Raw genomic sequence first — 24,725 nt, forward strand, 5'->3', positions numbered from 1 at the left:
GCATACCTGCGCGCAGCCAGGTGTCGCAATTTTTTTGCACAATAGCGCCCCTATGAACCGTAGAAACAGCCTTCTCTCGGTCATGGCGGCCGCTGCTGCCCTGGCCTCCCCGCTTGCCCTGGCGCAAGAGCCCATCCGCCTGATCGTGCCCTATGCGCCCGGCGGTCCGCTGGACATCACCTCGCGCGCGCTGGCCGAGCGGGTGCGTGACTCCCTGGGAGTGGTGATCATCGACAACAAGGCCGGCGCCGGCGGCAACATCGGCGCCGACGCCATTGCCCGCGCCACGCCGGACGGCATGACCATCGGCCTGGCCGCCACGGCCACCCATGCCGTCAATCCCTGGCTGTACGCCAAGATGCCCTATGACGCGGGCAAGGACTTCGCCGGCATCACCCAGATGGTGCGCGTGCCCAATGTGCTGGTGATGAACGCCGCCCGTGCCGAGCAGCTCAAGATCCACAGCGTGGCCGACCTGATCGCCTACGCCAAGGCCAACCCCGGCAAGCTCAACTACGGTAGCGGCGGCAACGGCAGCGCGGGCCACCTGGCCGGCGAAATGCTCAAGCAAAAGGCCGGTATCTTCGCCCTTCACGTGCCCTATCGCGGCGCCAACCCGGCCCAGCTGGCCCTGCTGTCGGGCGAGGTGGACTTCAACATCGACAACCTGGCCGCCGCTGCACCCAACATCCGCTCCGGCAAGCTCAAGGCGCTGGCCGTGACCACGCTGAACCCCACCACGCTGCTGCCCGGCGTGCCCGCACTGTCCAAGACCTTCCCCGGCTTTTCCATCGACACCTGGTGGGGCCTGGTGGCCCCGGCCGGCACGCCCAAGCCCGTGCTGGACAAGCTGAGTAAGGCCTTTGGCGATGCACTGGCCGCGCCCGAGACCAAGACCCGCTTCGAGACCCTGATGGCCGAGCCCGTGTCCTCCACGCCCGCCGAATTCGACAGGTTCATGGCCGCCGAGCGCGCCAAGTACCAGCCCATCGTCAAGGCCTCCGGAGCGAAGGTGGACTGAGCCGATCCACCGCGTCCCGACTGGCAAAAAGCCGCAGCCGCCCTCAGGGCGCTGCGGCTTTTTCATTCAGGCCACTGTCGGGACTCAGGCTTGTCGGAGATGCCAGCCAGGCTTGTACGCCAGGCGGATGCCCTGCCCCGCCACGGCCTGCAATTGCCCTGGCGTGACGCGCTCAGGCGCGATCTCGGCCAGCGGCACCAGCACGAAGGCGCGCTCGTGCATGCGCGGGTGCGGCACGCTCAGGCGCGGCAGCGCGATGCGCTCGTCGTCCCACAGTTCGATGTCCAGGTCCAGCGTGCGCGGCGCGTTGCGGTAGGGACGCTCACGGCCGGCCGCCAGTTCGATGGCCTGCAGCGCATCGAGCAGCGCCAGCGGCTGCAGCGTGGTGTGCACGGCGGCCACGGCATTCAGGTAGTCCGGACCGCTGGAATCGACGGGCGCCGTGCTGTAGAGGGAGGACACGGCCACAAGGCGCGTGCCCGGCAGGCCGCCAATGGCCTGCAGCGCCTGGGCCAGCGCCTGGCCCCGGTCGCCCAGATTGGCGCCCAGGCCAATGGCGACCCAATGCCCCGGCTCAGTCATCCCCGCCCACGGCGCCATCACCACCGCCCTGTGGCTTGCGGCGACGGCGGCGGCGCTTCTTGGGCGCTGACCCTTCCTCACCCTCCACCTGGGGCAAGGCGGCGGCAGGTGCATCGGCCTGCTGCGCTTCGCCAGCGCCGGCGTCCTCGCGCGCAGGGCGGGCCTTGGCCACGCGGTGCACCTTGGGCTCGGCGCTGCGCTGGCGGGCGCGCTGCTCGTCGCGGGCCTGGGCGATCAGGTCGTCGCGGCGCGCGTCGTCGGCGTTCTGGAATTCCTGCCACCAGCTGGCCAGGCTTTCATCGACCTCGCCGATGTCGGCGCGCAGGCGCATGAAGTCGAAGCCTGCGCGAAAGCGCGGCTGGGCCACCAGGCTGAACGGCGTGGCGCCCGTGCGCTTGTCAAAGCGCGGCTGCATGACCCAGATCTCGCGCATGTCGGCAGCCAGCTTGCCGCGGCCCGAGACATCGCCAATGCGCTGGTCGAACACTTCGTCGATGGATTCCTGCAGCGCGGGGAAGGGGTGCTGGCGCTGGTTCAGGCGGCGCTCCCAGCCGGTCTTGACGTCATGCCACAGCACGCAGGCCAGCAGGAAGCTGGGCGCCACAGGCTTGCCTTCCTCGACACGGCGGTCGGTGTCGGTCAGCGCGGCGCGCACAAAGGGCTGCTCCGCGCGCTCGACCACCACATCCAGCAGCGAGTAGATGCCGCGCGCCAGGCCCAGGCCGCGCAACTGCTCCACCGAGGCCAGCGCGTGGCCGGTCTGCAGCAGCTTGAGCATTTCATCGAACAGGCGGCTTTGCGGCACATCGGCCAGCAAGGGCTCGCATTCCACCAGGGGCTTGGCGGTCTTGGGCTCAATCTTGAAGCCCTTGCCCGCCAGCTTGGCCGCGAAGCGCACGGCGCGGATGATGCGCACCGGGTCTTCACGGTAGCGCGTGGCCGGGTCGCCGATCATGCGCAGCATGCGCTTCTTGGCGTCGTCGATGCCCTTGTGATAGTCCACCACGATCTGCGTGCGCGGGTCGTAGTACATGGCGTTGATGGTGAAGTCGCGGCGCGTGGCGTCCTGGTCCTGCGGGCCCCAGACGTTGTCGCGCAGCACGCGGCCGCTGGCGTCCACCGCATGGTGCATGCCGGCGAGCTGGGCCTTGCTGGTGCGCTCGTTGCCGCTCACGGCCTCGGCCGCGCTGTTGTCCAGGAAGGCGCGGAAGGTGGAGACTTCGATGACCTCGTTCTCGCGCCCGCGGCCATAGACCACGTGCACGATGCGAAAGCGCTTGCCGATGATGAAGGCGCGGCGGAACAGGCCCTTGACCTGCTCGGGCGTGGCATTGGTGGCCACGTCGAAGTCCTTGGGGCGCAGGCCCAGCAGCAGGTCGCGCACGGCGCCGCCGACGATGTAGGCCTCGTAGCCGGCGTCCTGCAGCGTCTCGACCACGTCGATGGCACGCCGGTCCACCAGGTTGGGGTCGATGCCGTGCACCTGCACGGGCACTTCCTGGCGCTTGCCGAAGGGGGACTTGCGGGCGCGGGGGGCAGCCGAGGTCTTGCCCAGCAGCTTGTCGATGATGTTCTTGATCATGGTGCTTCGCCAAACAGGTCCAGAATGCGCCAGCCACGTTCCTGGGCCAGGGCGCGCAGCCGTGCGTCGGGGTTGGTGGCCACGGGATGGTCCACGCGTTCGAGCAGGGGCACGTCGTTCCAGGAGTCGCTGTAGAAGAAGCTCTCCACGCCGCCCCAGTCCAGGCCACGCGCATCCAGCCACTGCTGCATGCGCTGGACCTTGCCGTCGCGCATGCTGGGCGTTCCACGGATCTCGCCCGTGAACCAGCCCTGGGCGTCGCGCTCCAGTTCCACGGCAATCAGCTCCTGCACGCCCAGTGCGGCGGCGATGGGGCGCGTCACGAACTCGTTGGTGGCCGTGACGATGATGATCTGGTCGCCCGCCTGCTGGTGCGTGCGCAGCAGCTCCAGCGCCTGGGGACGGATCGCGGGGGTGATCACCTCGCGCATGAAGCGCTCATGCGCCTCGTCGGCCTGTTGCGCGCCACGGCCGCAGAAGGCCTCGGTGGCAAAGCGCACATAGTCGTGCACGTCGAGCGTGCCGGCCTGGTAGTGCGCGAAGAACTCGGCGTTGCGGCGGCCGAACTCGGCCGGATCGGTCCAGCCGATGCGCGTCGTGAACTCGCCCCACTCGTAGTCCGAATCGAGCGGCAGCAGCGTATGGTCCAGGTCGAACAACGCCAGCCGGGGCCGGAGTTGCTTCTGATCAGAGGTCATGCATATCCTAAAAAAATGGGTCCCGCGCTGCCCTTGCAACGCAGGCTCCGCCGGCTCCCGCAGTCCCTGCCCACACGAGAATGTGGGCTCATTCGGTTTCCAGCATCGTCTTGAGCAACGGAATGGTGATGGCGCGCTTGTTGCGAAGCGCAAAGCCGTCGAGCATGTCGAGCAGCTGCATCAGGCTGCCCAGGTCGCGTGAGAAGCGCTTGAGCATGTAGTCCATCACATCGTCGCCCAGAAAAACGCCACGGGCATCGGCCTCCTGGCGCAGCACCGCGCGGCGCGCGGTTTCATCGAGCAGTTGCAGCTGGAACACATGGCCCCAGCCCAGCCGCGTGCGCAGATCCTCGCGCAGCTTGAGGTCGGCCGGCGGCAGGGGGCCGGCTCCCAGCACCCAGCGCGGCGAGCCCGTGGCCGGGCTCGTCGCATTCACGAACCAGTTGAAGGCCCGCGCCTGCTGCAGCGGAGTGTAGATGTCCACGTCGTCCATCAGCACCGCCGCCCAGCGCTCGTCGAACGGCGGCGGGAACAGGGTGGATGCATCCATCCAGCCCACCATGGCGCCCTGCTCGCGCAGCGCCTCGCGCACGGCCTTGAGCAGGTGGGTCTTGCCCGAGCCCGACTCGCCCCAAAGATAGGTGGGCACCGGCGTGCGGGCGGTCTGCATGCGGCCATCGCCCACCCAGTGGCGCAGATGATCGATCACTGCGGCATTGGGACCGACGAAAAAGCGCGACAGCGTCGGACTCGACGCCATGCTGATATCCAGAGCCAGCTGCTTCATCTGCGACATACGCGCAGCGCCCCCTTTCCTGTATCCAGGCGGGTCCATGCGGCAAAAGCAGGCAGAGGAATCGGCAACGGCATTGGGTTGAGAGCAAAGACAGGCCCGCCTCGGCGCAGCGCTGCGGCAAGGCGGACAACGCCCGGGAGCTCCCGGGCGGACGAGGGATTTTAGTCTGCGCGGCGCCCGGCACGGCGGCAGCCGGCCCGCATGTGCAACGAAAGCCCCCTCGAAGCCCACTGGCGCGCGCGCCTGCCGGCGGCCGGCGCCGTAGAATCCCGGGGTTCCAGCCCGGCATCGGGCCTACCGCACCGTACCCATCCATGAGCTCTTCTGCCCCCTCCTCTACCCCGATTTCCTACAAAGACGCCGGCGTCGACATCGTCGCTGGCGATGCGCTGGTCGAGCGCATCAAGCCGCTGGCCAAGAAGACCATGCGCGAAGGCGTGATGGCCGGCATCGGAGGCTTCGGCGCGTTGTTCGAGGTGCCCAAGCGCTACAAGGAACCCGTGCTGGTCTCGGGCACCGATGGCGTGGGCACCAAGCTCAAGCTGGCCTTCGAGTGGAACATGCACGACACCGTGGGCATCGACCTGGTGGCCATGAGCGTCAACGACGTGCTGGTCCAGGGCGCCGAGCCCCTGTTCTTCCTCGACTATTTCGCCTGCGGCAAGCTGGACGTGGACACGGCCGCTGCCGTGGTCGGCGGCATTGCACGCGGCTGCGAGCTGTCGGGCTGCGCACTGATCGGCGGCGAAACCGCCGAAATGCCCGGCATGTACCCGGCCGGTGAATACGACCTGGCGGGCTTTGCCGTCGGCGCCGTCGAAAAATCCAAGATCCTGACGGGCCAGAGCGTGGCCGCAGGCGACGTGGTGCTGGGTCTGGCCTCGGCCGGCGTGCACTCGAATGGCTTTTCCCTGGTGCGCAAGTGCATCGAGCGCGCCGAAGCCCAGGGCAGCCTGCCCGAATCGCTGGACGGCAAGCCGTTCAAGCAGGCCATCATGGAACCCACGCGCCTGTACGTGAAGAACGTGCTGGCCGCACTGGAGCAGCACCCCATCAAGGCGCTGGCCCACATCACCGGCGGCGGCCTGCTGGAGAACATCCCCCGCGTGCTGCCCGAAGGCCTGGCCGCCCACCTGGATGCCGGCAGCTGGCCCCAGACCGAGCTGTTCGCCTGGCTGCAGAAGACGGCGGGCATCGACGCCGTGGAAATGAACCGCACCTTCAACAACGGCATCGGCATGGTCGTTGTCGTGCCCGCCGAAGCTGCCCAAGCCACGGCCGCCACGCTCAAGCAGCTGGGCGAGACGGTCTACACCATCGGACGCATCGCCGCACGCGGCGAGGGCGAGCCTGTCGAGGTCCGCTGACCACGGGCCCGCAGCGCATGACCCAGCACCTGCCCTCGCCCATCATCTCCCCGCAGCCCGCGCCCACGCGCGGCGTGACGCTTTCCAGCTATGTGCTGATGGCAGGCGCCCTGCTGCTGATCATGTGGCAGGGCCTGTTGCCGGGCATGCTCTGTGTCTGCGTGGGCTTTCTGGTCACGCGCGCCCTTGCCGGGCTGCTGGCACGGGCCCAGCCCAAGGCCCGGCGCGGCTCGCTGCCGCGCTGGACCCAATTGGTGGCAGCCACCATCGTCATTCTTGCGCCGCTGGCCCTGCTGAGCGGCGCGCTCTCGCATACACGCACCTACATCACCGACGCGCCGCAGCAGTACCGCGAGCTGCTCGACTATCTGGCCCACACGGTGCTGGAGCTGCGTGACAAGCTGCCCGCCGACATGGCCGACCAGTTGCCGGACGGCGCGCAGGAAATCCAGCACCTGCTGGCCAGCTACCTGGCGGCCAAGGCCGGCGCCCTGGCCCATGCGGGCCGCGCCTGGCTTACCGGCCTGCTCTACGCCTATGTGGGCCTGATCATCGGCGCGCTGGCCGCCGTGCGTCCCATCACCACGCGCCGCCCGCCCCTGGTGGCTGCGCTGCGCGAACGCATCCGGCTCATGGGGCTGGCCTTCCGCCAGATCGTGGCGGCGCAGTTCTGGATTGCGGCCTTCAACACCTTCCTGACGGCCATCTTCCTGCTGGGCGTGCTGCCGCACTGGAACCTGACCCTGCCCTACACGCCAGCCCTGATCACGCTGACCTTCATCGCGGGCCTGGTGCCCATCGTGGGCAACCTGCTGTGCAATGCGGTGATCACCATCGTGGGACTGTCGGTCTCCCCGGTGGCCGCCGCGGCCTGCCTGGGCTTTCTGATCCTGATCCACAAGGCCGAGTACGTGATCAACGCCAAGGTGGTGGGCCAGCGCACGCACATGGGCGTGTGGGAGCTGCTGGCCGTGATGTTCGTGGCCGAGTCGGTGTTCGGCCCCGCAGGCCTGGTGGCGGCGCCACTGTTCTACGCCTATCTCAAGAAAGAGCTGGAAGCCGTCCGGCTGGTCTGAGCAGCGCTCCGACCCTGGGGGCTGCCGCCGCTACAGCCCCCTGAGCCGCCGGATCACCTCGCGCACGGCCACGGCCTGCGCGCCCTGCTGGGAATGCAGGAAGCGCTCCAGGTCTTCGAGCGCACGCTCGGTCACTCCCCATTGCGCATAGGCCAGCCCCCGGTCCCGGAAGATCTCCGGCATGTCGGGCCGCAGCACGGCCAGCCGGTTGAGCACGGCCACCAGCAGCGGCCAGTCGCGCCGCGCATGGTGGATCTCCTGCAGATTGCGGAGCATGCGCTCCAGGATGTCACGCGGCGATGCGCCCTGCAGGTACATGCCCAGCGGAGCCGCCTCCTCGGCGGACAGGCCGGCGTTCTGCCAGAAGGGCTCCAGCCGCTCGGCCAGGCTGTTGGCCGAGAAGGATTCACCGCTCAGCGGGTCCATCACCACCTGCCCCTGGGGCAGGCGCAGCTTGACCAGGAAATGCCCGGGAAAGCTCACGCCCTGTGCCGGCAGATCGATGGCCGCAGCCAGCTCCAGCCAGATCAGCGCCACACTGATGGGAATGCCGCGCCGCGTCTGCAGCACATGGTGGATGTAGCTGTTGGACGGGTCGTAGTAATCGTTGAGATTGCCGCCAAAGCCCAGCTCGCCATAGAAGAACTGGTTGAGCACGCGCAGGCGCTGCAGGGAATCGGTTTCGCCGGCCAGGCGCTGGAGCAGGCGCACCTGCAGCCGGTCCAGCTCGGCGCTGGCCGCCTGCAAGTCGAGATCGGGCACGGCATCCTGGGCGATGCTGATTGCCGCCTCCATCAACGGCAGGTGGTCATCGCTTTGCACCAGCGCTGCAAAGTATTGCAGGGCCGTTGGCGTGTCTTCGTAACTCCAGCTCATGATGCTTTGTATATTGCAGCGCCCAAGCCTGCAATTATGCGGGTTTGGGCGATGCCTCTCAGCGCCGCAGCAGTGCGCGCAGCTTGAGCCCCGCCGCCCACAGCGCACCGAAGTACAGCAGCACCGAGGCGGCCATCAGCGCGGCGAGCAGGCCCACACGCTGCCAGCCGTTGGCGCGCAGCGCGATCCAGTCGAAATGCTGGCTGCCCCAGGTCAGCAGCACGGCCAGCAGGCTGCTGGCCGCGACCACCTGCAAGCCCAGCCGGCCCCAGCCCGGCTTGGGACGGTAGACACCCCGGCGCAGCAGACCCCACAGCAGCCAGCCCGCATTGACCAGGGCCGCCAGGCCGATGGACAGTGCCAGGCCGGTATGCGCCATGAAGGGCACCAGGACAAGATTGAGCAGTTGGGTGATGACCAGCACCACGATGGCGATCTTGACGGGCGTGCGGATGTCCTGGCTGGCGTAGTAGCCCGGCGCCAGCACCTTGATGGCCACCAGGCCCACCAGGCCTGCGCCGTAGCCGACCAGCGCCAGGGCGATCTGGCCCACGTCGCTGTCCTGCAGCGCACCGCGGTGGAACAGCGTGGCCACCAGCGGCTCGGCAAAAGTGAGCAGGCCCACGGCGCACGGCACGGACAGCAGCACCACCAGGCGCAGCCCCCAGTCCAGCATGGCCGAGTAGCGCTCCGAGTCATCGGCCGCCTTGGCAGCGGCCAGCTGGGGGGTGAGCACCACGCCCAGCGCCACGCCCAGCAGCGCCGTCGGAAACTCCATGAGCCGGTCGGCATAGAACAGCCACGTCACGCTGCCCGGTTGCAGATAGGAGGCGATCTGGGTGTTGATCATCAGCGAGACCTGTGCCACGCCCACGCCCAGCAGGGCCGGCGCCATCAGCTTGAGGATGCGGCGCACGCCGGCCTCGGCCCAGGCTTCGCGCAGCGCAGCTGGCGAAAAGCCGATGCGCGGCAGCAGGCCCAGGCGCGCCAGCGCAGGCAGTTGCACCGCCAGCTGCAGCACGCCGCCCAGCATCACGCCACCGGCCATGGCATAGATGGGCTCGATGCCACGCGCCTGCAGCCAGGGCGCGCCCCAGAAGGCGGCGGCGATCATGGCCAGGTTCAGCAGCACCGGCGTGGCGGCCGAGACGGCAAAGCGCCGCCAGGTATTGAGCACGCCGGCAGACAGCGCCACCAGCGACATGAAGCCGATGTAGGGGAACATCCAGCGTGTCATCAGCACGGCGGCGTCATAGCCCTCGGGCGACTGGCGCAGGCCGCTGGCCAGCAGCCAGACCAGAAGCGGCGCGCCCACCACGCCCAGCACGCAGGTCACCAGCAGCACCCAGAACAGCAGCGTGGCCACGTGCGAGATCAGCGTGCGCGTGGCCTCGTCCCCCTCCTTGGCCTTGCTTGCGGCCAGCACCGGCACGAAGGCCTGGCTGAAGGCCCCCTCGGCGAACAGCCGCCGAAAGAGATTGGGAATCCTGAAGGCGACATTGAACGCATCGGTCAGCGCATTGGCTCCGAACATGGAGGCCATGAGCAGATCGCGCACCAGCCCGGTGATACGGGAGGCCAGCGTCAGCAGGGAAACGGTGGAGGCGGCTTTGAACAGTGACACCGTGGGGAGTGTATGCGCTGGCATGCCCCGCCGGCCGGCGCCCCAGGCGGGCCTGGCCGCTCTTGCACTCCGTTGCAACAGGCGGGCCCGTGCGGCCTGGGCCCTCAAGGCCCTGTCCGGGCTGCGTGCTATAATCCCGCGCTTCGCCGACAACATCCTCAGACACTAGGAATACATATCATGGCATCCAAGCCCGCAAAGAAGAACCCCCGTCTCGCCTCCGGCCGCAAGCGCGTCCGCCAGGACACCAAGCTCAACGCAGCCAACACCTCGCTGCGTTCCAAGTACCGCACCGCCGTCAAGAAGGTCGAAAAGGCCGTTTTGACTGGCGACAAGGCCAAGGCAACCGAACTGTTTGCCGCAGCCCAATCCGTTCTGGACACGATCGCCGACAAGGGCATCTTCCACAAGAACAAGGCCGCTCGCGACAAGAGCCGCCTGTCCGCCAAGGTCAAGGCCCTGGCAGCCGCCTAATCCAATTAGGCAACCGCACGGATGGCTCCGGCCATCTGCCGTTTGTAACGGGTGCGCTGTCAGCGAACGAGAAAACCGCCTTCGGGCGGTTTTTTTGTGCCTGAACGATGCTCCTGCATCCGCAGGATCCACCAAAAAAGCCCCATTCTCCGGAGCACAGGCGAAAAAAAACGCACCCCAGGCGCGCTTCACATCGGACGGGAACGACCCGCAAAAAAAGAAGCCGGCCTCAGCGGGCCGGCTCGTCCGGTATCAGGCAGGCCTCGGCAACCTGCAGGTTGTTGTCCTTGGCGAAGTTCAGGCAGAAATCCCAGGCCATGGGCTCGTAGTCGCGCAGGTCGCGGTGCACGACCACGCACTTGACGCCATTGAGCGTTGTGGGAACACACCAGGGCGAGTAGCTCAGGTGGCTGCCGCGCTGGGCACCACCGGGGCGAAACTGGCTCATGACGCCTGCCAGCCGCTCAGCCCAGTCGCTGGGCCGGAAAGTCTTGCCTTCGTGGGTGATGCCCTGGATGAACAGTTCTTTGCTGGAGGGAGAGACCATCAGGATGCACGCCAAAATACGACTTGCGCAACAAGGAACACAACAGGCGACCTGCCAAGGGGCACGGCGCCCTGCCACGTCCTGTTTGCGCAAGTCCTTCAAAAAAGTCAGAGCCCACAGGCAGGATCGCTGCCAGCAGGCCAAGCCGGCATTTTATCTCTTATATAAGAGCTGAGGCCTTGTTGCAGCGCACTACCCAAGTGTGGCGTAGGCTCATTGCATGGCTGTGATGCGCAAACCGCAACGGTAGGCCATCGCGCGGCCCCTAGAATCGGGCTTCGCTGTTTTTCAGGCATCTGCGGCGGCAACGCCCGGATGCCGTTTACTTTCCAGCTCAGGAGATTTTTGCAATGACCGCTTTCATTGAGGCTGCCTCGCCCCACGTGATGAACACCTATGGCCGCGTACCGATCGCTCTGGAGCGAGGCCAGGGCTGCCGCGTGTGGGACGTCAACGGCAAGCAGTACCTCGATGCGCTGGGCGGCATTGCAGTGAACACGCTGGGCCACAACCACCCCAAGCTGGTGCCTGCGCTGCAGGACCAGGTGGCCAAGCTCATCCACACCTCCAACTACTACCACGTGCCCGGCCAGGAAACGCTGGCCAAGCTGCTGACCGAGCGCTCGAAGATGACCAATGTCTTCTTCTGCAGCACGGGCCTGGAGGCCAACGAGGCCGCCATCAAGATCGCGCGCAAGTACGGCGTGGACAAGGGCATCGCCAAGCCGGTGATCGTGGTCTACGAGCATGCCTTCCACGGCCGCTCCATCGCCACCATGACGGCCACGGGCAACCCCAAGGTGCGCGACGGCTTCGGCCCCCTGCTCGACGGCTTCCTGCGCGTGCCGGTGAACGACTTCGAGGCGCTGCAGCAGGCCACGGCCGGCAACCCCGACGTGGTGGCCGTGATGATGGAGCCCATCCAGGGCGAAGGCGGCCTGCACCCCATGCGCATCGAGTACATGCAGCAGGTGCGCGCACTGTGCGATGCCAACGGCTGGCTGATGATGTTCGACGAAGTCCAGGCCGGCATGGGCCGCACGGGCAAGTGGTTCGCCCACCAGTGGGCCGGCATCATCCCCGACGTGATGACCCTGGCCAAGGGCCTGGGCTCGGGCGTGCCCATCGGCGCCGTCGTGGCCCATGGCAAGGCGGCCACCGTGCTGCAGCCGGGCAACCATGGCTCCACCTTCGGCGGCAATCCGCTGGCCATGCGTGCGGGCATCGAAACCATCCGCATCATGGAAGAGGACGGCCTGCTGGCCCACACCACCAAGGTGGGCGACCACCTGAAGGCCACGCTGCAAAAGGAACTGGCCGACGTCAAGGGCGTGGTCGATGTGCGCGGCCAGGGCCTGATCATCGGCATCGAGCTGAACAAGCCCTGCGGCGCCCTGCTGGGCCGTGGCGCCGAAGCCGGCCTGCTGTTCAGCGTGACCGCCGACACCGTGGTGCGCCTGGTGCCGCCGCTGATCATGACCGAGGCCGAAGCCGACGAAGTGGTCGCCAAGCTCAAGCCCCTGATCGTGCAATTCCTGTCCGAATGAGTACCTGCCTATGACTGCCATCAAGCACTATCTGCAGTTTTCCGACTTCACGGCCGACGAGTACGCCTATGTGCTCGAACGCGCGGCCCTGATCAAGAAGAAGTTCAAGGGCTACGAAAAGCACCACACGCTCAGCGACCGCACGCTGGCCATGATCTTCGAGAAGGCCAGCACGCGCACCCGCGTGAGCTTCGAGGCGGGCATGTACCAGCTCGGCGGCTCGGTGGTCCACCTGACCACGGGCGACAGCCAGCTGGGCCGCGCCGAGCCCATCGAGGACAGCGCACGCGTCATCAGCCGCATGACCGACCTGGTGATGATCCGCACCTATGGCCAGGACAAGATCGTGCGCTTTGCCGAATACTCGCGCGTTCCCGTCATCAACGGCCTGACCAACGAGTTCCACCCCTGCCAGATCCTGGCCGACATCTTCACCTTCATCGAGCACCGCGGCTCGATCCAGGGCAAGACCGTCGCCTGGGTCGGCGACGGCAACAACATGGCCAACACCTGGCTGCAGGCGGCCGACCTGCTGGGCTTCACCGTCCACGTCAGCACACCGGGCGGCTACGAGGTGGACGAGAAGCTGGCCTTTGGCGGCAAGACCCCGCGCGAGGGCTGCTACAAGGTCTTCAAGGACCCGCTGGACGCCTGCAAGGGCGCCGACCTGGTGACCACCGACGTGTGGACCAGCATGGGCTACGAGGCCGAGAACGAAGCCCGCAAGAAGGCCTTTGCCGACTGGTGCGTGGACGCCGAAATGATGGCCGCCGCACGTGGCGATGCCCTGTTCATGCACTGCCTGCCCGCCCACCGCGGCGAGGAAGTGGAGGCCGAGGTCATCGACGGGCCGCAGTCCGTGGTCTGGGATGAGGCGGAGAACCGGATGCATGTGCAGAAAGCTCTGATGGAATACCTGCTGCTGGGCCGCCAGCCGAACTGACAACGCAGTCCGCTCAAAAAAGAATGCCTGCAGGCTTTGCGCCTGCAGGCATTCTTTTTTTCCCGGTGGAAGTTCGGGCCGTGGCCTTACGGCCCCCGCTTGTCCGGTGCGCAACTGTCCCCGCCGCAGGCACTGCAGCCGCCACAGCCGCCCGCATCCTTGGGCGCCAGTGCCGGATGCATCTGCCCGGCCTTCTGGCGCCAGCGCGCGGGCAGATAGCGCCAGACCAGGGACAAGCCGGCCAGCGCCACGATCAACCCTACGATGATGTTCTGCCACATGGTGCTTGTTCCTTTCAGCCCGCGCCCAATGCGATGGCCACGCGGTAGGTGATGAAGCTGGCAAGGTAGGCCAGCGCGAACAGATAGCCGGTCATCAGCAGCGGATAGCGCCAGCCGTTGGTCTCGCGCCGCACGGCGGCCAGCGTGGAGATGCACTGGGGCGCGAACACGAACCAGGCCAGCAGCGACAGTGCCGTGGCCATAGACCAGGTGTGGGCGATCAGCGGGCCCAGTTGCTCGGCCATGGCCTCGTCGCTGGCGGCGGACAGGGCATAGACCGTGCCCATGGCGCTGACGGCCACTTCGCGCGCGGCCATGCCGGGCACCAATGCAATGGCGATCTGCCAGTTGAAACCGATCGGCGCCAGCACCACCTCCAGCCAGCCGCCGATGCGGCCTGCAAAGCTGTAGCGGATGGCCGCCTCGGTGACGCCATCGGGCGGCGCCGGGTAGCTGGCCAGGAACCACAGCACGATGCTCACGGTCAGGATGATGCCGCCGACGCGGCGCAGGAAGATCATGGCGCGCTCGTACAGGCCCAGGGCCAGGCTGCGCGGGCTGGGCCAGCGGTAGGAGGGCAGCTCCATCAGCAGCGGCGTGGGTCCGGCGCTGCGGCCGGCCAACTTGGCCACGCCGGCCACGGCCATGGCGCTGACGATGCCGGCCACGTACAGCGCAAACAGCACCAGGCCCTGCAGGTTGAAGATGCCGCCCACCGTGCGCTCGGGAATGAAGGCGCTGATCAGCAGCGCATAGACCGGCAGGCGCGCCGAGCAGGTCATCAGCGGCGCGATCATGATCGTCACCAGGCGGTCGCGCCAGCTGGTGATGGAGCGCGTGGCCATGATGCCGGGCACGGCGCAGGCGAAGCTGGACAGCAGCGGAATGAAGGAGCGGCCCGACAGGCCGACCTTGCCCATGATGCGGTCCAGCATGAAGGCGGCGCGCGGCAGGTAGCCCGAATCCTCGAGTGCAAGGATGAACAGGAACAGGATCAGGATCTGCGGCAGAAAGACCAGCACGGCGCCCGTGCCCGCGATCACGCCGTCGGCCAGCAGGCTGCGCAGCGCGCCTTCGGGCATGTGCTCGTTGACCAGGGCCGAGACGGCCGAGACGCCGCCCTCGATGCCGTCCATCAGCGGCTGCGCCCAGCTGAACACGGCCTGGAACATCAGGAACAGCGTGGCCGCCAGCAGCAGCATGCCCCACAGCGGGTGCAGGACCACGGCGTCGATGCGGTCGTCGCGCCGGGTGTCCACCACGGGCTCCTTGACGCAGTCGGCCATGATGCGGGCCACCTGCTGGTGCAGGGCCAGCACCTGCTCGCGCGCATCGCCCGGGCGGGCCGGGGCCTGCAGCTGCGGCGCCGCCAGGGCGCGGGCTTCGGGGCCGTCCAGCCATTGCAGCAGTTCGCGCGCGCCGTCCTGGCGCACGCCCACCGTGGACAGCACGGGCATGCCCAGGGCGCGTGACAGCGCCTCGCGGTCGATATCGATGCCCTGGCGCCTGGCCATGTCGCTCATGTTGAGCACCAGCAGCATGGGAAGGCCCAGGCGCTGGGCTTCCAGCACCAGGCGCAGGTTCAGGCGCAGGTGGGTGGCGTCGGTGACGCAGACCAGCAGTTCGGGAGGCGCCTCGCGCGCGTGGCGGCCCGAGACGATGTCGCGCGTGATGCGTTCGTCCTCGCTGTGGGCGTGCAGGCTGTAGGTGCCCGGCAGGTCCAGCACGCGCACACGCCGGCCGCTGGCCGTGCTCAGCCAGCCTTCCTTGCGCTCCACGGTCACGCCCGCGTAGTTGGCCACCTTCTGGCGTGCGCCAGTCAGCAGGTTGAACAAGGCTGTCTTGCCGCAGTTGGGGTTGCCCAGCAAGGCCAGGCGCAACGCGGAATCACCGCTGCCGCCGCCACCCTGGGCAGGCTGCAGCGGCTGGATGAGTTTGGGAGAGGACGACGCGCTCATGCCACCGCCTCAGGTGCCACGCGCACCAGGGCCGCCTCATGGCGGCGCAGCGCGAACGTGGCCTGGCCCACACGCACGGCCAGCGGGTCGTCGCCCGGAAAGCCTGCGGCCAGGATGCGAACGGGCTCGCCCGGCAGGAAACCGATTTCCATGAGGCGCAGCAGCAGTTCCTGCTCGGCCGTGTCGCGCGCCGCATGGAGCTCGACCACGCGCGCCGGAACCTGGCGCGGCAGCGCATCCAGGGTGATGGCCGCAGCGGTGGCCGGGCTAGGGGAATGGGGAGGCGCGGACAGCGCGGACGGAGCCGTGGCGTCCGTCCCGGGATTCATCGAATGCATGGCGTGTTGTATCAACTGATTTTTATTCTCATTTTGATTTTGATCGAATCCCCGTGGGAAGCCCGCGCATGGTATCGGAGTAAGAGACAGGGTCTTGCCAAATGGCCGTCATGGTTTTTGGCCGGTTCCAGGCGCCCCGCACGCGTGCGCGCGACAATCGCGCTCCCACGATCCGCACCTGCACCTGCTTGCCCACGCCATGACCCATCCCTGCCTGAGCTGCGGCGCCTGCTGCGCATCGTTCCGCGTGGACTTTTCCGTGCACGAGTCGCAGGAGCATGGCGGCCGCGTGCCGGCCGGGCTGATCGAGGAAGTCACCGACCACACCTGCCGCATGCGCGGCACGGACTGGTCGCGCCCGCGCTGCGCAGCGCTGGTGGGCAAGGTGGGCGAGAAGGCCCATTGCGGCATCTACGAGTGGCGGCCCTCGCCTTGCCGCGAATTTGCGGCCGGCAGCGATGCCTGCAACCGCGTGCGCGTGCGCCATGGCATGCAGGCGCTGGACAGCGGCCTGCTGTAGCAACCAGCCAGGCGCAGCCGGCCGCCAACAGCCGCCACCACCAGCCGTTATTCCACGGGCAGCCCCGCCAGCTGCCCCTTGAACTCCTGCAGCGAGAAATGCGTGTGCACCTGGCGCACGCCGGGCAGCCGGTGCAGGCGGGTGAGCAGCAGATCGGAATAGGCATCGAGATCGCGCGCCACGACGACCAGCAGGAAGTCTTCCGGCCCCGAGATGCCGTGGAACATCACGACCTCGGGGATGGCGCAGACGGCTTCCTGGAAGTGGCGCGATGACTCCTCGTTCTGATGGTCTATGCCCACCATCACGAAGGCCAGCACGCCAAAGCCGATGGCGCGCCGGCTCAGCGCGGCGTGGTAGCCGGTGATCACGCCCTCATCCTCCAGCCGCTTGATGCGCCGCCATGACGGCGATTGCGACAAGTGCACGCGTTGCGCCAATTCGCCCGAGGTCAGCCGCGCGTTGTCCTGCAAGGCGCGGATCAGCAGCCGGTCCGTTCTGTCGATCTCGATTGACATAAACCACCTATGAATTCATGTTTCACAGAATAACTTATCCAAGATCAAGCGCATTTAGGGATAACTACTAAACGCCCTGCGAAGGCCGTAACTAGCATCCGCCTCCGAAGCCCCCCACAGCAACGGAGACAACAACCCATGCCAGCCTTCGAAGACATCGTCCAGCGCGAAGCCGGACTCCAACAGCAGCTGTCCGCCGGACAGATGACCATGATCGCCATCGGCGGTGCCGTCGGCACCGGCCTGTTCCTGGGCAGCGGCTTTGCCATCGGCTTCGCCGGGCCCAGCGTGCTGATCAGCTATGCCATCGGCGCGGTGATTTCGCTGCTGCTGATGGGTTGCCTGGCCGAGATGACGGTGGCCCACCCGACCTCGGGCTCGTTCGGCGCCTATGCCGAGCACTACATCGCCCCCTGGGCCGGCTTCGTGGTGCGCTATGCCTACTGGGCCTGCGTGGTGCTGGCCGTGGGCACCGAGGTGACGGCCGTGGGCCTGTACATGGGCTACTGGTTCCCCGAGGTGCCGCGCTGGGCCTGGGTGGTGATCTTCTCGGGCGCGCTGATCGGCGTGAACATGATGAGCGTCAAGGCCTTCGGCGCCGTGGAGTACAGCTTCTCCATGATCAAGATCATCGCCATCGTGGCCTTCATCGTGGTCGGCGCCTGGGTGGTGTTCGGCACCCGCCCGGCCGGCGTGGGCTTTGTCAACTACGTCAACAACGGCGGCTTCTTCCCCAACGGCCTGTGGGGCACCTGGGTGGGCGTGATCATCGCCATCTTCAGCTACCTGAGCATCGAGATGATCGCCGTGGCCGCTGGCGAGGCCAAGGACCCGCAGCGCGCCGTCACCAGCGCCTTCCGCTCCACCATGGTGCGCCTGGTGGTGTTCTATCTGGCCACGATCGCGCTGATGCTGGCCATCGTGCCGTGGTCGGCCGCCGGCAAGGACGGCAGCCCCTTCGTCAAGGTGATGGAGATCATCGGCCTGCCCGGCGCGGCCAGCGTGGTCAATTTCGTGGTGCTGGTGGCCGCCCTGTCGGCCATGAACAGCCAGCTGTACATCACCACCCGCATGATGTTCAGCCTCTCGCGCGCCGGCCATGCGCCCGCCGTGCTGGGCCGCGTGAACTCGCGCGGCGTGCCGCTGCCGGCGCTGCTGCTGTCCTGCCTGGGCATTGCCGTGGCCACGCTGTTCAACATCATCAATCCCGAGCAGTCCTTCATGCTGATGATGGCCGTGGCCATGTTCGGCGCCATGTTCACGTGGTTCATGATTTTCGTGACCCACCTGTTCTTCCGCATCCACTGGGTGCGCCAGGGCAACAAGCCGCTGGCCTTTCGCATGTGGGGCTTTCCGGTGCTGACGCTGCTGGGCGCGGCTCTGATGCTGGCCGCCCTGGTGTCCACGCTGTTCACCGACGTGTTCCGCCTGACCGTGCTCACCGGCCTGCCCTTCCTGCTGCTGCTGGGCGCCATCTACGCCATCTGGTACCGCAAGCGGGCCGGCCAGCCCGCCCCTCAGACCCAAACCTCAGCCCAAGCCCAAGCCCAGGTTCCCGCCCGGTGACATCCGGCCTCCCGTTTTTCTCCCTCCCTTAGAAACATGACGACTCTTGCCCCCCTCGATACCGCCCGCGCCTCGATGTTCAGCCACGTCCCGCCCTACCCCGGAGATCCCATCCTGTCGCTGATGGAAGCCTTTCAGCAGGACCCACGCGCCGACAAGGTCAGCCTGAGCATCGGCCTGTATTTCGACGAGGCCGGCCGCCTGCCCGTGCTGGACTCCGTGCGCCAGGCTGGCGATGCCCTGGCCCGCGAGCAAAGCCCCAGCGGCTACCTGCCCATCGAAGGCATAGCCCCCTACCGCCAGCTGGTGCAGAACCTGGTGTTCGGCGCTGAGCACGAGGCCGTGCGCGCGCAGCGCATCGCCACCGTGCAGACCCTGGGCGGCTCGGGCGCGCTCAAGCTGGGCGCGGACTTCATCAAGCACTATTTCCCCGACGCCGAGGTCTGGCTCAGCGATCCCACCTGGGACAACCACCTGGCCATCTTTCAGGGCGCGGGCCTGCGCACCCACAGCTACCCCTACTACGACGCGGCCACGGGCAGCCTGCGCTTCGACGCCATGCTGCAGACACTGCGCGGCCTGCCTTCGGGCAGCGTTGTGCTGCTGCATGCCAGTTGCCACAACCCCACGGGCGTGGACCTGTCGCGCGAGCAGTGGCAGCAACTGATCCCCGTGATCGTGGAGCGCGGCCTGATCCCCTTCGTGGACATGGCCTACCAGGGCTTTGGCGATGGGCTCGATGAAGACGCCTGGTCCGTGCGCGCGCTGGCCGATGCGGGCGCCCAGGCCTTTGTGGCCAACTCGTTTTCCAAGAACTTCTCGCTGTATGGCGAACGCGTGGGCGGCCTCAGCGTGGTCTGCAGCGACGCGGCCACGGCCGGCAATGTGCTGGGCCAGCTCAAGGCCACGGTGCGCAGCAACTATTCCTCGCCCCCCACCCGTGGCGCGCGCCTGGTGCAGCAGGTGCTGGCGTCGCCCGAACTGAGCGCCCAATGGGCGCAGGAGCTGGCGCAGATGCGCGGCCGCATCAAGGACATGCGCGCCCAGCTGCACGGCGCGCTGCATGAACGCTTTGGCGAGCGGCGCGACTTCGGCTTCCTGCTGACCCAGCGCGGCATGTTCAGCTACACAGGCATCAGCGAGCCCCAGGTCCACCGCCTGCGCGACGAACACGGCGTGTACCTGATCCGCTCGGGCCGCATGTGCATGTCGGGCCTGTCCGCCGCCAACGTGCAGTACGTGGCCGACGCCATTGCCACGGTGCTGGAGGCACCGCAATGAGCGGCTGCCCCGTCCATTGCGGCCTGACCGAGCGCATCGTCGCCGAGGAAAAGGCGCAGTTGGATTTCAGCCAGTCCATGAGCTATGGCGACTACCTGCAGCTGGACGCCATCCTGGGCGCACAGCAACTGCTGTCGCCCACGCATGACGAGTTGCTGTTCATCATCCAGCACCAGACCAGCGAACTGTGGATGAAGCTGATGCTGCACGAGCTGGGCGCGGCCACGGCCGCCGTGGCGGCCGACCGCCATGCCGACGCATTCAAGATGCTGGCCCGCGTGAGCCGCATCATGGAGCAGTTGGTCGGCGCCTGGTCCGTGCTGGCCACAATGACGCCTACCGAGTACACGGCCATGCGCCCGTATCTCGCCAGCTCCAGCGGCTTCCAGAGCTACCAGTACCGCTGCATCGAGTTCGCGCTGGGCAACAAGAATGCCGCCATGCTCCAGCCCCATGCCCACCGGCCCGACCTGCTGGCCCGGGTGGATGCCGCATGGCGCGCACCTTCCCTGTACGACGAGGCCCTGCGCCTGCTGGCACGCCAGGGGCTGGCCATTCCTGCCGGGCACCTGGAACGCGACTGGACCCAGCCCTACACGGCCAGCCCCGAGGTCGAGGCCGCCTGGGCCCAGGTCTACCGCGACCCGCAGTCGCACTGGGACCTGTACCAGCTCGGCGAAAAGCTGGCCGACATCGAGGACGCCTTCCGCCTGTGGCGCTTTCGCCATGTGACCACGGTGGAGCGCGTCATCGGCTTCAAGCGCGGCACGGCTGGGACCGGCGGCGTCAGCTATCTGCGCAAGATGCTGGACGTGGTGCTGTTCCCCGAAATCTGGTCCGTGAGAACGAAACTGTGACCCCTGAGCGGCTTTGCCGCTTCCCCCGCTCTCGCTGCGCGGGCGCGGGACGACACCATCGCTGCGGGACGGCCCTTGCTCGGCGTCCGCCGATGGGCCGCGCCAAGTTTCCGGCGCAAGAACACCATGCCTTCGCATGTAGTCAAAACACAAGGAAATCCATGAAGCAAATCATCGACGTGGGACTGCCGCCGCTCAAGCAGCCCTTCTCCTGGGCCGTCAAGGCCAGCGGCCAGATGCTGTTCACGGCCCACGGCCCCGTGCGGCCCGACGGCAGCATCGACACCGGCCCCATCGAACAGCAGGCGCGCCTGACCTTCACCAACCTGCGCAACGCGCTGCAGGCCGCAGGCGGCACGCTGGCGCATGTGACCCAGGTGCTGATCTACATGACCGACGTGGCCGACATGCCGGCCATCGACGCCGTGTACCGCGAGTTCTTCGAGGCGCCCTATCCCAACCGCTCCAGCATGGGGATTTCGGCGCTGGTGGTGCCGGGGATGAAGCTGGAGATCGTGGCCTACGCCATGCTCCCCTAGAGGATGTGACGGACATGCCGGCGCCCCGCAATTGCGTTCAATACAGGGGCGGCGTGCGGGACGAGACTGCGGGCCTTGTGCAGTCCTGCGTCCGCGCGAAATCTCATGTCCTCCTCGCTGCTCGCCATGGGCGTCTTCACCCTCGTCGGCGCCATCACGCCCGGCCCCGTCAATGTGCTGGCCCTGCGCCACGGCGCAGCCCGCTCGCGCCTGGTCTCTGCCGCCTATGTGCTGGGCGCCAGCGCCAGCTATGCGGCCGTGGTCTGGGTCATGGGCCAGGGCGCACAGTGGCTGCTGCAGACGCTGCCGCAGCTGTCCACGGCCGCACAGTGGCTGTGCGCCGCCTATCTGCTGTGGCTGGCCTGGCGGCTGGCCAACGCACCTGTGGGCCAGGCCGGTGCGCAGCAGCAGGCCGGATCGCAGCGCCCGCTGCAGGCCCTGCTGCAAGCGCTGTTGCAGGGCACGGCCGTACAGACGCTCAACCCCAAGGCCTGGCTGGTGGCGCTGGCCGGCGTGGGCCTGTTCGTGCTGCCCCACGCGAATGCGCCGTGGGCGCTGCTGCAGTTTTGCGCCATTTCGCTGCTGGCCTGCCTGGTGGGGGTCGGCAGCTGGGCGCTGCTGGGGCAGCTGCTTTCGGGCTGGCTGCGCACCGAACGCCGCCAGCGCCTGTTCCACCGCCTGCTGGCCCTGCTGCTGGTCGCCAGCGTGGCGGCCATGCTGGCATGATGGCTGGCCGCCATGACTTCAACCTCTCCCCACCGCTTCCACCGCCATCCGGCCGCTCCCTGGGCAGAGCTGCGCGACAGCGCGCGCTCGCCACACTGCTTTCGGCTGCACATGCATGCCGAGTACTCGATAGGCATCGTGGACGCGGGCCGCACCGTGTTCCACCATGCCCACGGCCCGCAGCCTGTGGAGGCGGGCGGCGTGGTGCTGATCGAGCCCGGCGCCTGGCATGCCTGCAATCCCGACCCCGGCGCGCCGTGGTCCTACCGCATGCTGTTTGTCGATGCCGACTGGCTGCACGCGCGGCTGGGCGTGGCCGCGCTGCGCTTTCCCCGGCGCACGCTCACGGATGCGGACATCGCCCGCCTGGTGGATGGCCTGTGCCGCCCCGTCGATGGCACGGCGGCCGCCGACCGCCTGGCCCTGGGCCTGGAGCACCTGCTGGACCGCTGCGCCCAGCCCGCAGCCTTGCCCCTGCCCGGCGATGCGGCGGCCCTGGCCCCCGCACTGCAGCGCCTGCATGCAGGACCCGATGCAGGCCTGACCGTGCAGTCCCTGGCCCAGGAATGCGGCATGAGCGCCACGCGCTTCATCCGCCGCTTCAAGGCGGCCACGGGCATGACGCCCGGCAGCTACCGCCTGAACCTGCGCATCAACGGCGCGCGCCGCCTGCTGGCCACGGGGGCGGCGCTGTCCGATGCGGCCTATGCCATGGGCTTTGCCGACCAGGCGCACCTGCAGCGCGCCTTCAAGGCACACCATGCGCTGACGCCGGGCTGCTACGCACGCGGCGCCTGAGCCGGTACCTGGGCCGGCTGCACCTGAGCCGACCGCATCTGGGCCGGACCCTCCCATGGTTTTGCAGCGGCCAGCCCGGGGCCCGCGGTGAAAGCGCAGATACTTACGCCTTCCGCTTTCAGCCCCCACCTGCCGCGCACCATGGCCGCCTTCCAAGACATTCAGCAACGAGAAACCGGCCTGCGCCAGCAGCTGTCCGCCGCCCAGATGGTGATGATCGCCATTGGCGGCGCCATCGGCACCGGCCTGTTCATGGGCAGCGCCTTCGCCATCGGCTTCGCCGGCCCCAGCGTGCTGGTCAGCTATGCCATCGGCGCGCTGATCTCGCTGCTGCTCATGGGCTGCCTGGCCGAGATGACGGTGGCCCACCCGACCTCGGGCTCGTTCGGCGCCTATGCCGAGCACTACATCAGCCCGCTGGCCGGCTTCATGGTCCGCTATGCCTACTGGGCCGCCGTGGTGCTGGCCGTGGGCATGGAGGTGACGGCCATCGGCATCTACATGGGCTACTGGTTCCCCGACGTGCCGCGCTGGATCTGGGTACTGGTGTTCTCGGGCGCGCTGGTGGCCGTCAACGCCAGCAGCGTCAAGGCCTTCGGCCAGGTGGAGTACGGCTTTTCCATGGTGAAGATCATCGCCATCGTGGCCTTCATCCTGATCGGCGCCTGGGTGGTGTTCGGCTCGCAGCCCCAGGGCATCGGCTTTTTCAACTACACGGCCGATGGCGGCTTCTTCCCCAAGGGCCTGTGGGGCACCTGGGTGGCCGTGATCATCGCCATCTTCAGCTACCTGAGCCTGGAGGCCGTGGCCGTGGCGGCCGGCGAGGCCGAGGACCCCAAGCGCGCCATCACCCGGGCCTTTCGCACCACCATGGCCCGCCTGGTGATCTTCTACCTGGCCACGATCGCGCTGATGCTGGCCATCGTGCCCTGGCAGCAGGCGGGCACGGACAAGAGCCCCTTCGTGAAGGTGATGGAGATCATCGGCATCCCGGGCGCTGCCAGCATCATCAACTTCGTGGTGCTGGTGGCCGCGCTGTCGGCCATGAACAGCCAGCTGTATGTGACCTCGCGCATGATGTTCAGCCTGTCGCGCGGCGGCTATGCGCCCTCGGTGTTCGGGCGGCTGAACAGCCGCGGCGTGCCCGTGGCGGCGATTGCCATCTCCTGCCTGGGCATTGCCGTGGCCGTGGCCGTGAACCTGTGGAAGCCCGAGGGCTCGCTGCTGTGGATGATGTCCGTGTCCATGTTCGGCGCCATGTTCACCTGGTTCATGATCTTCGTGACCCATCTGTTCTTCCGCGCGCGCTGGTCGCGCGAGCATCCGGGCCAGCGCCTGCAGTTCCGCATGTGGGGCTTTCCGCTGTTCACGCTGGCCGGCGCCGCGCTGATGCTGGGCGTGATCGTCACCACCTATTTCACCGAGGTCTTCCACATGACGCTGCTCACGGGCCTGCCCTTCCTGGGCCTGCTGGCCCTGGTGTACGCGCTGTGGTACCGGCCCCGCGCACAAGCGCGCAAGAAGGACTGAAGCCATGACCCGCAGACTCTGGGACATCTCCCCGGCCGTGCAGGCCGCCAGCCCCGTCTTTCCCGGCGACACGGCCTACAGTCAGCAGTGGTGCGCCACCATCGGGCCGGGCTGCCCGGTCAATGTCAGCGCCATCACGCTGTCGCCCCATGTGGGAGCGCATGCCGATGCACCGCTGCACTATGACGCCGACGGGGCATCCATCGGCAACGTGGATCTCGACGCCTTCCTCGGCCCCTGCCGCGTGATCCACTCCATCGGCAAGGGGCCGCTGGTCGAATGGGAGCACATCGCCCACGCCGTGGAGCATCTTCCGGCACGCGTGCTGGTGCGCACCTACGAGCGCGCCCCCACCACCTGGGACCAGGAACTGGCAGCCTATGCACCGGCCACGGTCGAGCGGCTGGCCGACCTGGGCGTGAAGCTCATCGGCATTGACACGGCCAGCATTGATCCGGCCAGCAGCAAGAGCCTGGACAGCCACCAGGTCATACGCCGGCGCGGCCTGCGCGTGCTGGAGAACCTGGTGCTGGACGAGGTGGCCGAGGGCGACTACGAGCTCATCGCCCTGCCGCTCAAACTGGTCGAGGCCGATGCCTCGCCCGTGCGCGCCGTGCTGCGCGCCCTGGCCTGATCCCTGCCCGCATTGCGGCGCCGGCCCTGCCCGCGCTTTTCGCCTT

At 67.6% G+C, this 24,725-nt stretch carries 26 protein-coding genes; 15 read left to right on the forward strand and 11 right to left on the reverse strand.

Annotated features, from left to right (window positions below):
• Positions 1 to 52 precede the first annotated feature (52 nt).
• Positions 53 to 1,021, forward strand: coding sequence for a tripartite tricarboxylate transporter substrate binding protein (locus DELCS14_RS22225; protein ID WP_043781175.1), 969 nt, complete (start codon positions 53 to 55; stop codon positions 1,019 to 1,021).
• Positions 1,022 to 1,105: 84 nt separating this feature from the next.
• On the opposite strand, the gene folK is transcribed toward DELCS14_RS22225, so the two are convergent.
• The 4 genes from folK to hda all read right to left on the reverse strand — a co-directional run bounded on the left by folK (position 1,106) and on the right by hda (position 4,670).
• On the reverse strand, positions 1,106 to 1,621 hold the full coding sequence (gene folK / locus DELCS14_RS22230) for a 2-amino-4-hydroxy-6-hydroxymethyldihydropteridine diphosphokinase (RefSeq protein WP_013803656.1): 516 nt from the start codon (positions 1,619 to 1,621) through the stop codon (positions 1,106 to 1,108).
• Positions 1,596 to 3,185 (reverse strand): polynucleotide adenylyltransferase PcnB, encoded by a 1,590-nt coding sequence (gene pcnB, locus DELCS14_RS22235; RefSeq protein ID WP_012204111.1) that lies wholly within the window; start codon positions 3,183 to 3,185, stop codon positions 1,596 to 1,598. The genes folK and pcnB overlap by 26 nt, the downstream gene beginning before the upstream one ends.
• Positions 3,182 to 3,883, reverse strand: a complete 702-nt coding sequence (locus DELCS14_RS22240) for an HAD family hydrolase (protein WP_013803657.1) — start codon at positions 3,881 to 3,883, stop codon at positions 3,182 to 3,184. Before DELCS14_RS22240 ends, pcnB begins: the two co-directional genes overlap by 4 nt.
• 88 nt (positions 3,884 to 3,971) lie before the next feature.
• The gene (hda, locus tag DELCS14_RS22245) at positions 3,972 to 4,670 is read right to left on the reverse strand and encodes a DnaA regulatory inactivator Hda (protein ID WP_026062235.1); all 699 of its coding nucleotides are present in this window, start codon (positions 4,668 to 4,670) and stop codon (positions 3,972 to 3,974) included.
• 323 nt (positions 4,671 to 4,993) lie between these two features.
• On the opposite strand from hda, the gene purM reads away from it, so the two are divergent.
• The gene (gene purM / locus DELCS14_RS22250; protein WP_013803658.1) at positions 4,994 to 6,046 is read left to right on the forward strand and encodes a phosphoribosylformylglycinamidine cyclo-ligase; all 1,053 of its coding nucleotides are present in this window, start codon (positions 4,994 to 4,996) and stop codon (positions 6,044 to 6,046) included.
• A gap of 17 nt (positions 6,047 to 6,063) precedes the next feature.
• Positions 6,064 to 7,122: an AI-2E family transporter gene (locus DELCS14_RS22255; RefSeq protein ID WP_012204107.1), complete on the forward strand. Its 1,059-nt coding sequence runs from the start codon at positions 6,064 to 6,066 to the stop codon at positions 7,120 to 7,122.
• Between the two features lie 30 nt (positions 7,123 to 7,152).
• On the opposite strand, the gene DELCS14_RS22260 is transcribed toward DELCS14_RS22255, so the two are convergent.
• Positions 7,153 to 7,998 carry a tetratricopeptide repeat protein gene (locus DELCS14_RS22260; protein ID WP_013803659.1) on the reverse strand — a complete coding sequence of 282 codons (846 nt, stop codon included), beginning with the start codon at positions 7,996 to 7,998 and terminating at the stop codon, positions 7,153 to 7,155.
• 58 nt (positions 7,999 to 8,056) lie between these two features.
• Positions 8,057 to 9,622, reverse strand: a complete 1,566-nt coding sequence (murJ, locus tag DELCS14_RS22265; protein WP_034391199.1) for a murein biosynthesis integral membrane protein MurJ — start codon at positions 9,620 to 9,622, stop codon at positions 8,057 to 8,059.
• A gap of 177 nt (positions 9,623 to 9,799) precedes the next feature.
• On the opposite strand from murJ, the gene rpsT reads away from it, so the two are divergent.
• A complete protein-coding gene (rpsT, locus tag DELCS14_RS22270) occupies positions 9,800 to 10,096 on the forward strand; it encodes a 30S ribosomal protein S20 (protein ID WP_034398277.1) in 297 nt (98 codons plus the stop codon).
• Between the two features lie 229 nt (positions 10,097 to 10,325).
• Here the strand turns inward: rpsT and DELCS14_RS22275 are convergent, their stop codons facing one another.
• Positions 10,326 to 10,643 carry a DUF3579 domain-containing protein gene (locus DELCS14_RS22275; protein ID WP_012204103.1) on the reverse strand — a complete coding sequence of 106 codons (318 nt, stop codon included), beginning with the start codon at positions 10,641 to 10,643 and terminating at the stop codon, positions 10,326 to 10,328.
• 350 nt (positions 10,644 to 10,993) lie between these two features.
• Between DELCS14_RS22275 and DELCS14_RS22280 the strand changes: the two genes are divergently transcribed.
• Entirely contained in the window at positions 10,994 to 12,190 is a 1,197-nt protein-coding gene (locus tag DELCS14_RS22280; RefSeq protein WP_013803661.1) for an aspartate aminotransferase family protein, read from the forward strand.
• Positions 12,191 to 12,200: 10 nt separating this feature from the next.
• Entirely contained in the window at positions 12,201 to 13,133 is a 933-nt protein-coding gene (gene argF, locus DELCS14_RS22285) for an ornithine carbamoyltransferase (RefSeq protein WP_012204101.1), read from the forward strand.
• An 86-nt stretch (positions 13,134 to 13,219) separates the two neighbouring features.
• Here the strand turns inward: argF and DELCS14_RS22290 are convergent, their stop codons facing one another.
• Genes DELCS14_RS22290 through DELCS14_RS22300 form a run of 3 tightly spaced genes read right to left on the reverse strand, consistent with a single transcriptional unit; the run spans position 13,220 to position 15,710 of the window.
• The gene (locus DELCS14_RS22290) at positions 13,220 to 13,414 is read right to left on the reverse strand and encodes a hypothetical protein (protein ID WP_013803662.1); all 195 of its coding nucleotides are present in this window, start codon (positions 13,412 to 13,414) and stop codon (positions 13,220 to 13,222) included.
• A gap of 14 nt (positions 13,415 to 13,428) precedes the next feature.
• The gene (locus DELCS14_RS22295) at positions 13,429 to 15,372 is read right to left on the reverse strand and encodes a ferrous iron transporter B (protein WP_013803663.1); all 1,944 of its coding nucleotides are present in this window, start codon (positions 15,370 to 15,372) and stop codon (positions 13,429 to 13,431) included.
• On the reverse strand, positions 15,369 to 15,710 hold the full coding sequence (locus tag DELCS14_RS22300) for a FeoA domain-containing protein (RefSeq protein WP_012204098.1): 342 nt from the start codon (positions 15,708 to 15,710) through the stop codon (positions 15,369 to 15,371). The genes DELCS14_RS22295 and DELCS14_RS22300 overlap by 4 nt, the downstream gene beginning before the upstream one ends.
• Before the next feature lie 199 nt (positions 15,711 to 15,909).
• On the opposite strand from DELCS14_RS22300, the gene DELCS14_RS22305 reads away from it, so the two are divergent.
• The gene (locus tag DELCS14_RS22305) at positions 15,910 to 16,230 is read left to right on the forward strand and encodes a YkgJ family cysteine cluster protein (protein WP_013803664.1); all 321 of its coding nucleotides are present in this window, start codon (positions 15,910 to 15,912) and stop codon (positions 16,228 to 16,230) included.
• A 47-nt stretch (positions 16,231 to 16,277) separates the two neighbouring features.
• Here DELCS14_RS22305 and DELCS14_RS22310 read toward each other — a convergent pair whose 3' ends face one another.
• Complete coding sequence (locus DELCS14_RS22310) at positions 16,278 to 16,748, reverse strand: Lrp/AsnC family transcriptional regulator (protein WP_012204096.1); 471 nt, start codon at positions 16,746 to 16,748, stop codon at positions 16,278 to 16,280.
• A 138-nt stretch (positions 16,749 to 16,886) separates the two neighbouring features.
• Here DELCS14_RS22310 and DELCS14_RS22315 point away from each other — a divergent pair, with 138 nt between their 5' ends.
• The 8 genes from DELCS14_RS22315 (at position 16,887) to kynB (ending at position 24,679) form a co-directional block, all read left to right on the forward strand.
• The gene (locus DELCS14_RS22315; protein ID WP_013803665.1) at positions 16,887 to 18,314 is read left to right on the forward strand and encodes an amino acid permease; all 1,428 of its coding nucleotides are present in this window, start codon (positions 16,887 to 16,889) and stop codon (positions 18,312 to 18,314) included.
• A gap of 75 nt (positions 18,315 to 18,389) precedes the next feature.
• On the forward strand, positions 18,390 to 19,595 hold the full coding sequence (locus DELCS14_RS22320; protein WP_172642988.1) for an amino acid aminotransferase: 1,206 nt from the start codon (positions 18,390 to 18,392) through the stop codon (positions 19,593 to 19,595).
• Complete coding sequence (gene kynA, locus DELCS14_RS22325) at positions 19,592 to 20,452, forward strand: tryptophan 2,3-dioxygenase (protein ID WP_013803667.1); 861 nt, start codon at positions 19,592 to 19,594, stop codon at positions 20,450 to 20,452. The genes DELCS14_RS22320 and kynA overlap by 4 nt, the downstream gene beginning before the upstream one ends.
• 161 nt (positions 20,453 to 20,613) lie before the next feature.
• Complete coding sequence (locus DELCS14_RS22330) at positions 20,614 to 20,991, forward strand: RidA family protein (RefSeq protein WP_013803668.1); 378 nt, start codon at positions 20,614 to 20,616, stop codon at positions 20,989 to 20,991.
• Positions 20,992 to 21,096: 105 nt separating this feature from the next.
• A complete protein-coding gene (locus DELCS14_RS22335) occupies positions 21,097 to 21,717 on the forward strand; it encodes a LysE family translocator (protein WP_013803669.1) in 621 nt (206 codons plus the stop codon).
• Between the two features lie 12 nt (positions 21,718 to 21,729).
• Positions 21,730 to 22,515: an AraC family transcriptional regulator gene (locus DELCS14_RS22340; protein WP_013803670.1), complete on the forward strand. Its 786-nt coding sequence runs from the start codon at positions 21,730 to 21,732 to the stop codon at positions 22,513 to 22,515.
• Positions 22,516 to 22,656: 141 nt separating this feature from the next.
• Positions 22,657 to 24,045, forward strand: coding sequence for an amino acid permease (locus tag DELCS14_RS22345; protein WP_013803671.1), 1,389 nt, complete (start codon positions 22,657 to 22,659; stop codon positions 24,043 to 24,045).
• A 4-nt stretch (positions 24,046 to 24,049) separates the two neighbouring features.
• Positions 24,050 to 24,679 carry an arylformamidase gene (kynB, locus tag DELCS14_RS22350; RefSeq protein WP_013803672.1) on the forward strand — a complete coding sequence of 210 codons (630 nt, stop codon included), beginning with the start codon at positions 24,050 to 24,052 and terminating at the stop codon, positions 24,677 to 24,679.
• Positions 24,680 to 24,725 lie beyond the last annotated feature (46 nt).

This window comes from Delftia sp. Cs1-4, assembly GCF_000214395.1.
GTDB lineage: Bacteria > Pseudomonadota > Gammaproteobacteria > Burkholderiales > Burkholderiaceae_C > Comamonas > Comamonas acidovorans.

What these genes read in the sequence shown, in the direction of transcription:
- DELCS14_RS22320 (WP_172642988.1), top strand. Translation starts at nt 18,390, where the DNA reads ATGTTCAGCCACGTCCCGCCCTACCCCGGAGATCCCATCCTGTCGCTG.
- DELCS14_RS22280 (WP_013803661.1), top strand. Translation starts at nt 10,994, where the DNA reads ATGACCGCTTTCATTGAGGCTGCCTCGCCCCACGTGATGAACACCTAT.
- DELCS14_RS22240 (WP_013803657.1), bottom strand. Translation starts at nt 3,883, where the DNA reads ATGACCTCTGATCAGAAGCAACTCCGGCCCCGGCTGGCGTTGTTCGAC.
- pcnB (WP_012204111.1), bottom strand. Translation starts at nt 3,185, where the DNA reads ATGATCAAGAACATCATCGACAAGCTGCTGGGCAAGACCTCGGCTGCC.
- DELCS14_RS22315 (WP_013803665.1), top strand. Translation starts at nt 16,887, where the DNA reads ATGCCAGCCTTCGAAGACATCGTCCAGCGCGAAGCCGGACTCCAACAG.
- DELCS14_RS22340 (WP_013803670.1), top strand. Translation starts at nt 21,730, where the DNA reads ATGACTTCAACCTCTCCCCACCGCTTCCACCGCCATCCGGCCGCTCCC.
- DELCS14_RS22255 (WP_012204107.1), top strand. Translation starts at nt 6,064, where the DNA reads ATGACCCAGCACCTGCCCTCGCCCATCATCTCCCCGCAGCCCGCGCCC.
- DELCS14_RS22260 (WP_013803659.1), bottom strand. Translation starts at nt 7,998, where the DNA reads ATGAGCTGGAGTTACGAAGACACGCCAACGGCCCTGCAATACTTTGCA.
- DELCS14_RS22310 (WP_012204096.1), bottom strand. Translation starts at nt 16,748, where the DNA reads ATGTCAATCGAGATCGACAGAACGGACCGGCTGCTGATCCGCGCCTTG.
- DELCS14_RS22335 (WP_013803669.1), top strand. Translation starts at nt 21,097, where the DNA reads ATGTCCTCCTCGCTGCTCGCCATGGGCGTCTTCACCCTCGTCGGCGCC.
- DELCS14_RS22295 (WP_013803663.1), bottom strand. Translation starts at nt 15,372, where the DNA reads ATGAGCGCGTCGTCCTCTCCCAAACTCATCCAGCCGCTGCAGCCTGCC.
- kynB (WP_013803672.1), top strand. Translation starts at nt 24,050, where the DNA reads ATGACCCGCAGACTCTGGGACATCTCCCCGGCCGTGCAGGCCGCCAGC.
- hda (WP_026062235.1), bottom strand. Translation starts at nt 4,670, where the DNA reads ATGAAGCAGCTGGCTCTGGATATCAGCATGGCGTCGAGTCCGACGCTG.
- DELCS14_RS22345 (WP_013803671.1), top strand. Translation starts at nt 22,657, where the DNA reads ATGGCCGCCTTCCAAGACATTCAGCAACGAGAAACCGGCCTGCGCCAG.
- DELCS14_RS22275 (WP_012204103.1), bottom strand. Translation starts at nt 10,643, where the DNA reads ATGGTCTCTCCCTCCAGCAAAGAACTGTTCATCCAGGGCATCACCCAC.
- argF (WP_012204101.1), top strand. Translation starts at nt 12,201, where the DNA reads ATGACTGCCATCAAGCACTATCTGCAGTTTTCCGACTTCACGGCCGAC.
- DELCS14_RS22330 (WP_013803668.1), top strand. Translation starts at nt 20,614, where the DNA reads ATGAAGCAAATCATCGACGTGGGACTGCCGCCGCTCAAGCAGCCCTTC.
- DELCS14_RS22300 (WP_012204098.1), bottom strand. Translation starts at nt 15,710, where the DNA reads ATGCATTCGATGAATCCCGGGACGGACGCCACGGCTCCGTCCGCGCTG.
- DELCS14_RS22305 (WP_013803664.1), top strand. Translation starts at nt 15,910, where the DNA reads ATGACCCATCCCTGCCTGAGCTGCGGCGCCTGCTGCGCATCGTTCCGC.
- DELCS14_RS22290 (WP_013803662.1), bottom strand. Translation starts at nt 13,414, where the DNA reads ATGTGGCAGAACATCATCGTAGGGTTGATCGTGGCGCTGGCCGGCTTG.
- DELCS14_RS22225 (WP_043781175.1), top strand. Translation starts at nt 53, where the DNA reads ATGAACCGTAGAAACAGCCTTCTCTCGGTCATGGCGGCCGCTGCTGCC.
- folK (WP_013803656.1), bottom strand. Translation starts at nt 1,621, where the DNA reads ATGGCGCCGTGGGCGGGGATGACTGAGCCGGGGCATTGGGTCGCCATT.
- purM (WP_013803658.1), top strand. Translation starts at nt 4,994, where the DNA reads ATGAGCTCTTCTGCCCCCTCCTCTACCCCGATTTCCTACAAAGACGCC.
- kynA (WP_013803667.1), top strand. Translation starts at nt 19,592, where the DNA reads ATGAGCGGCTGCCCCGTCCATTGCGGCCTGACCGAGCGCATCGTCGCC.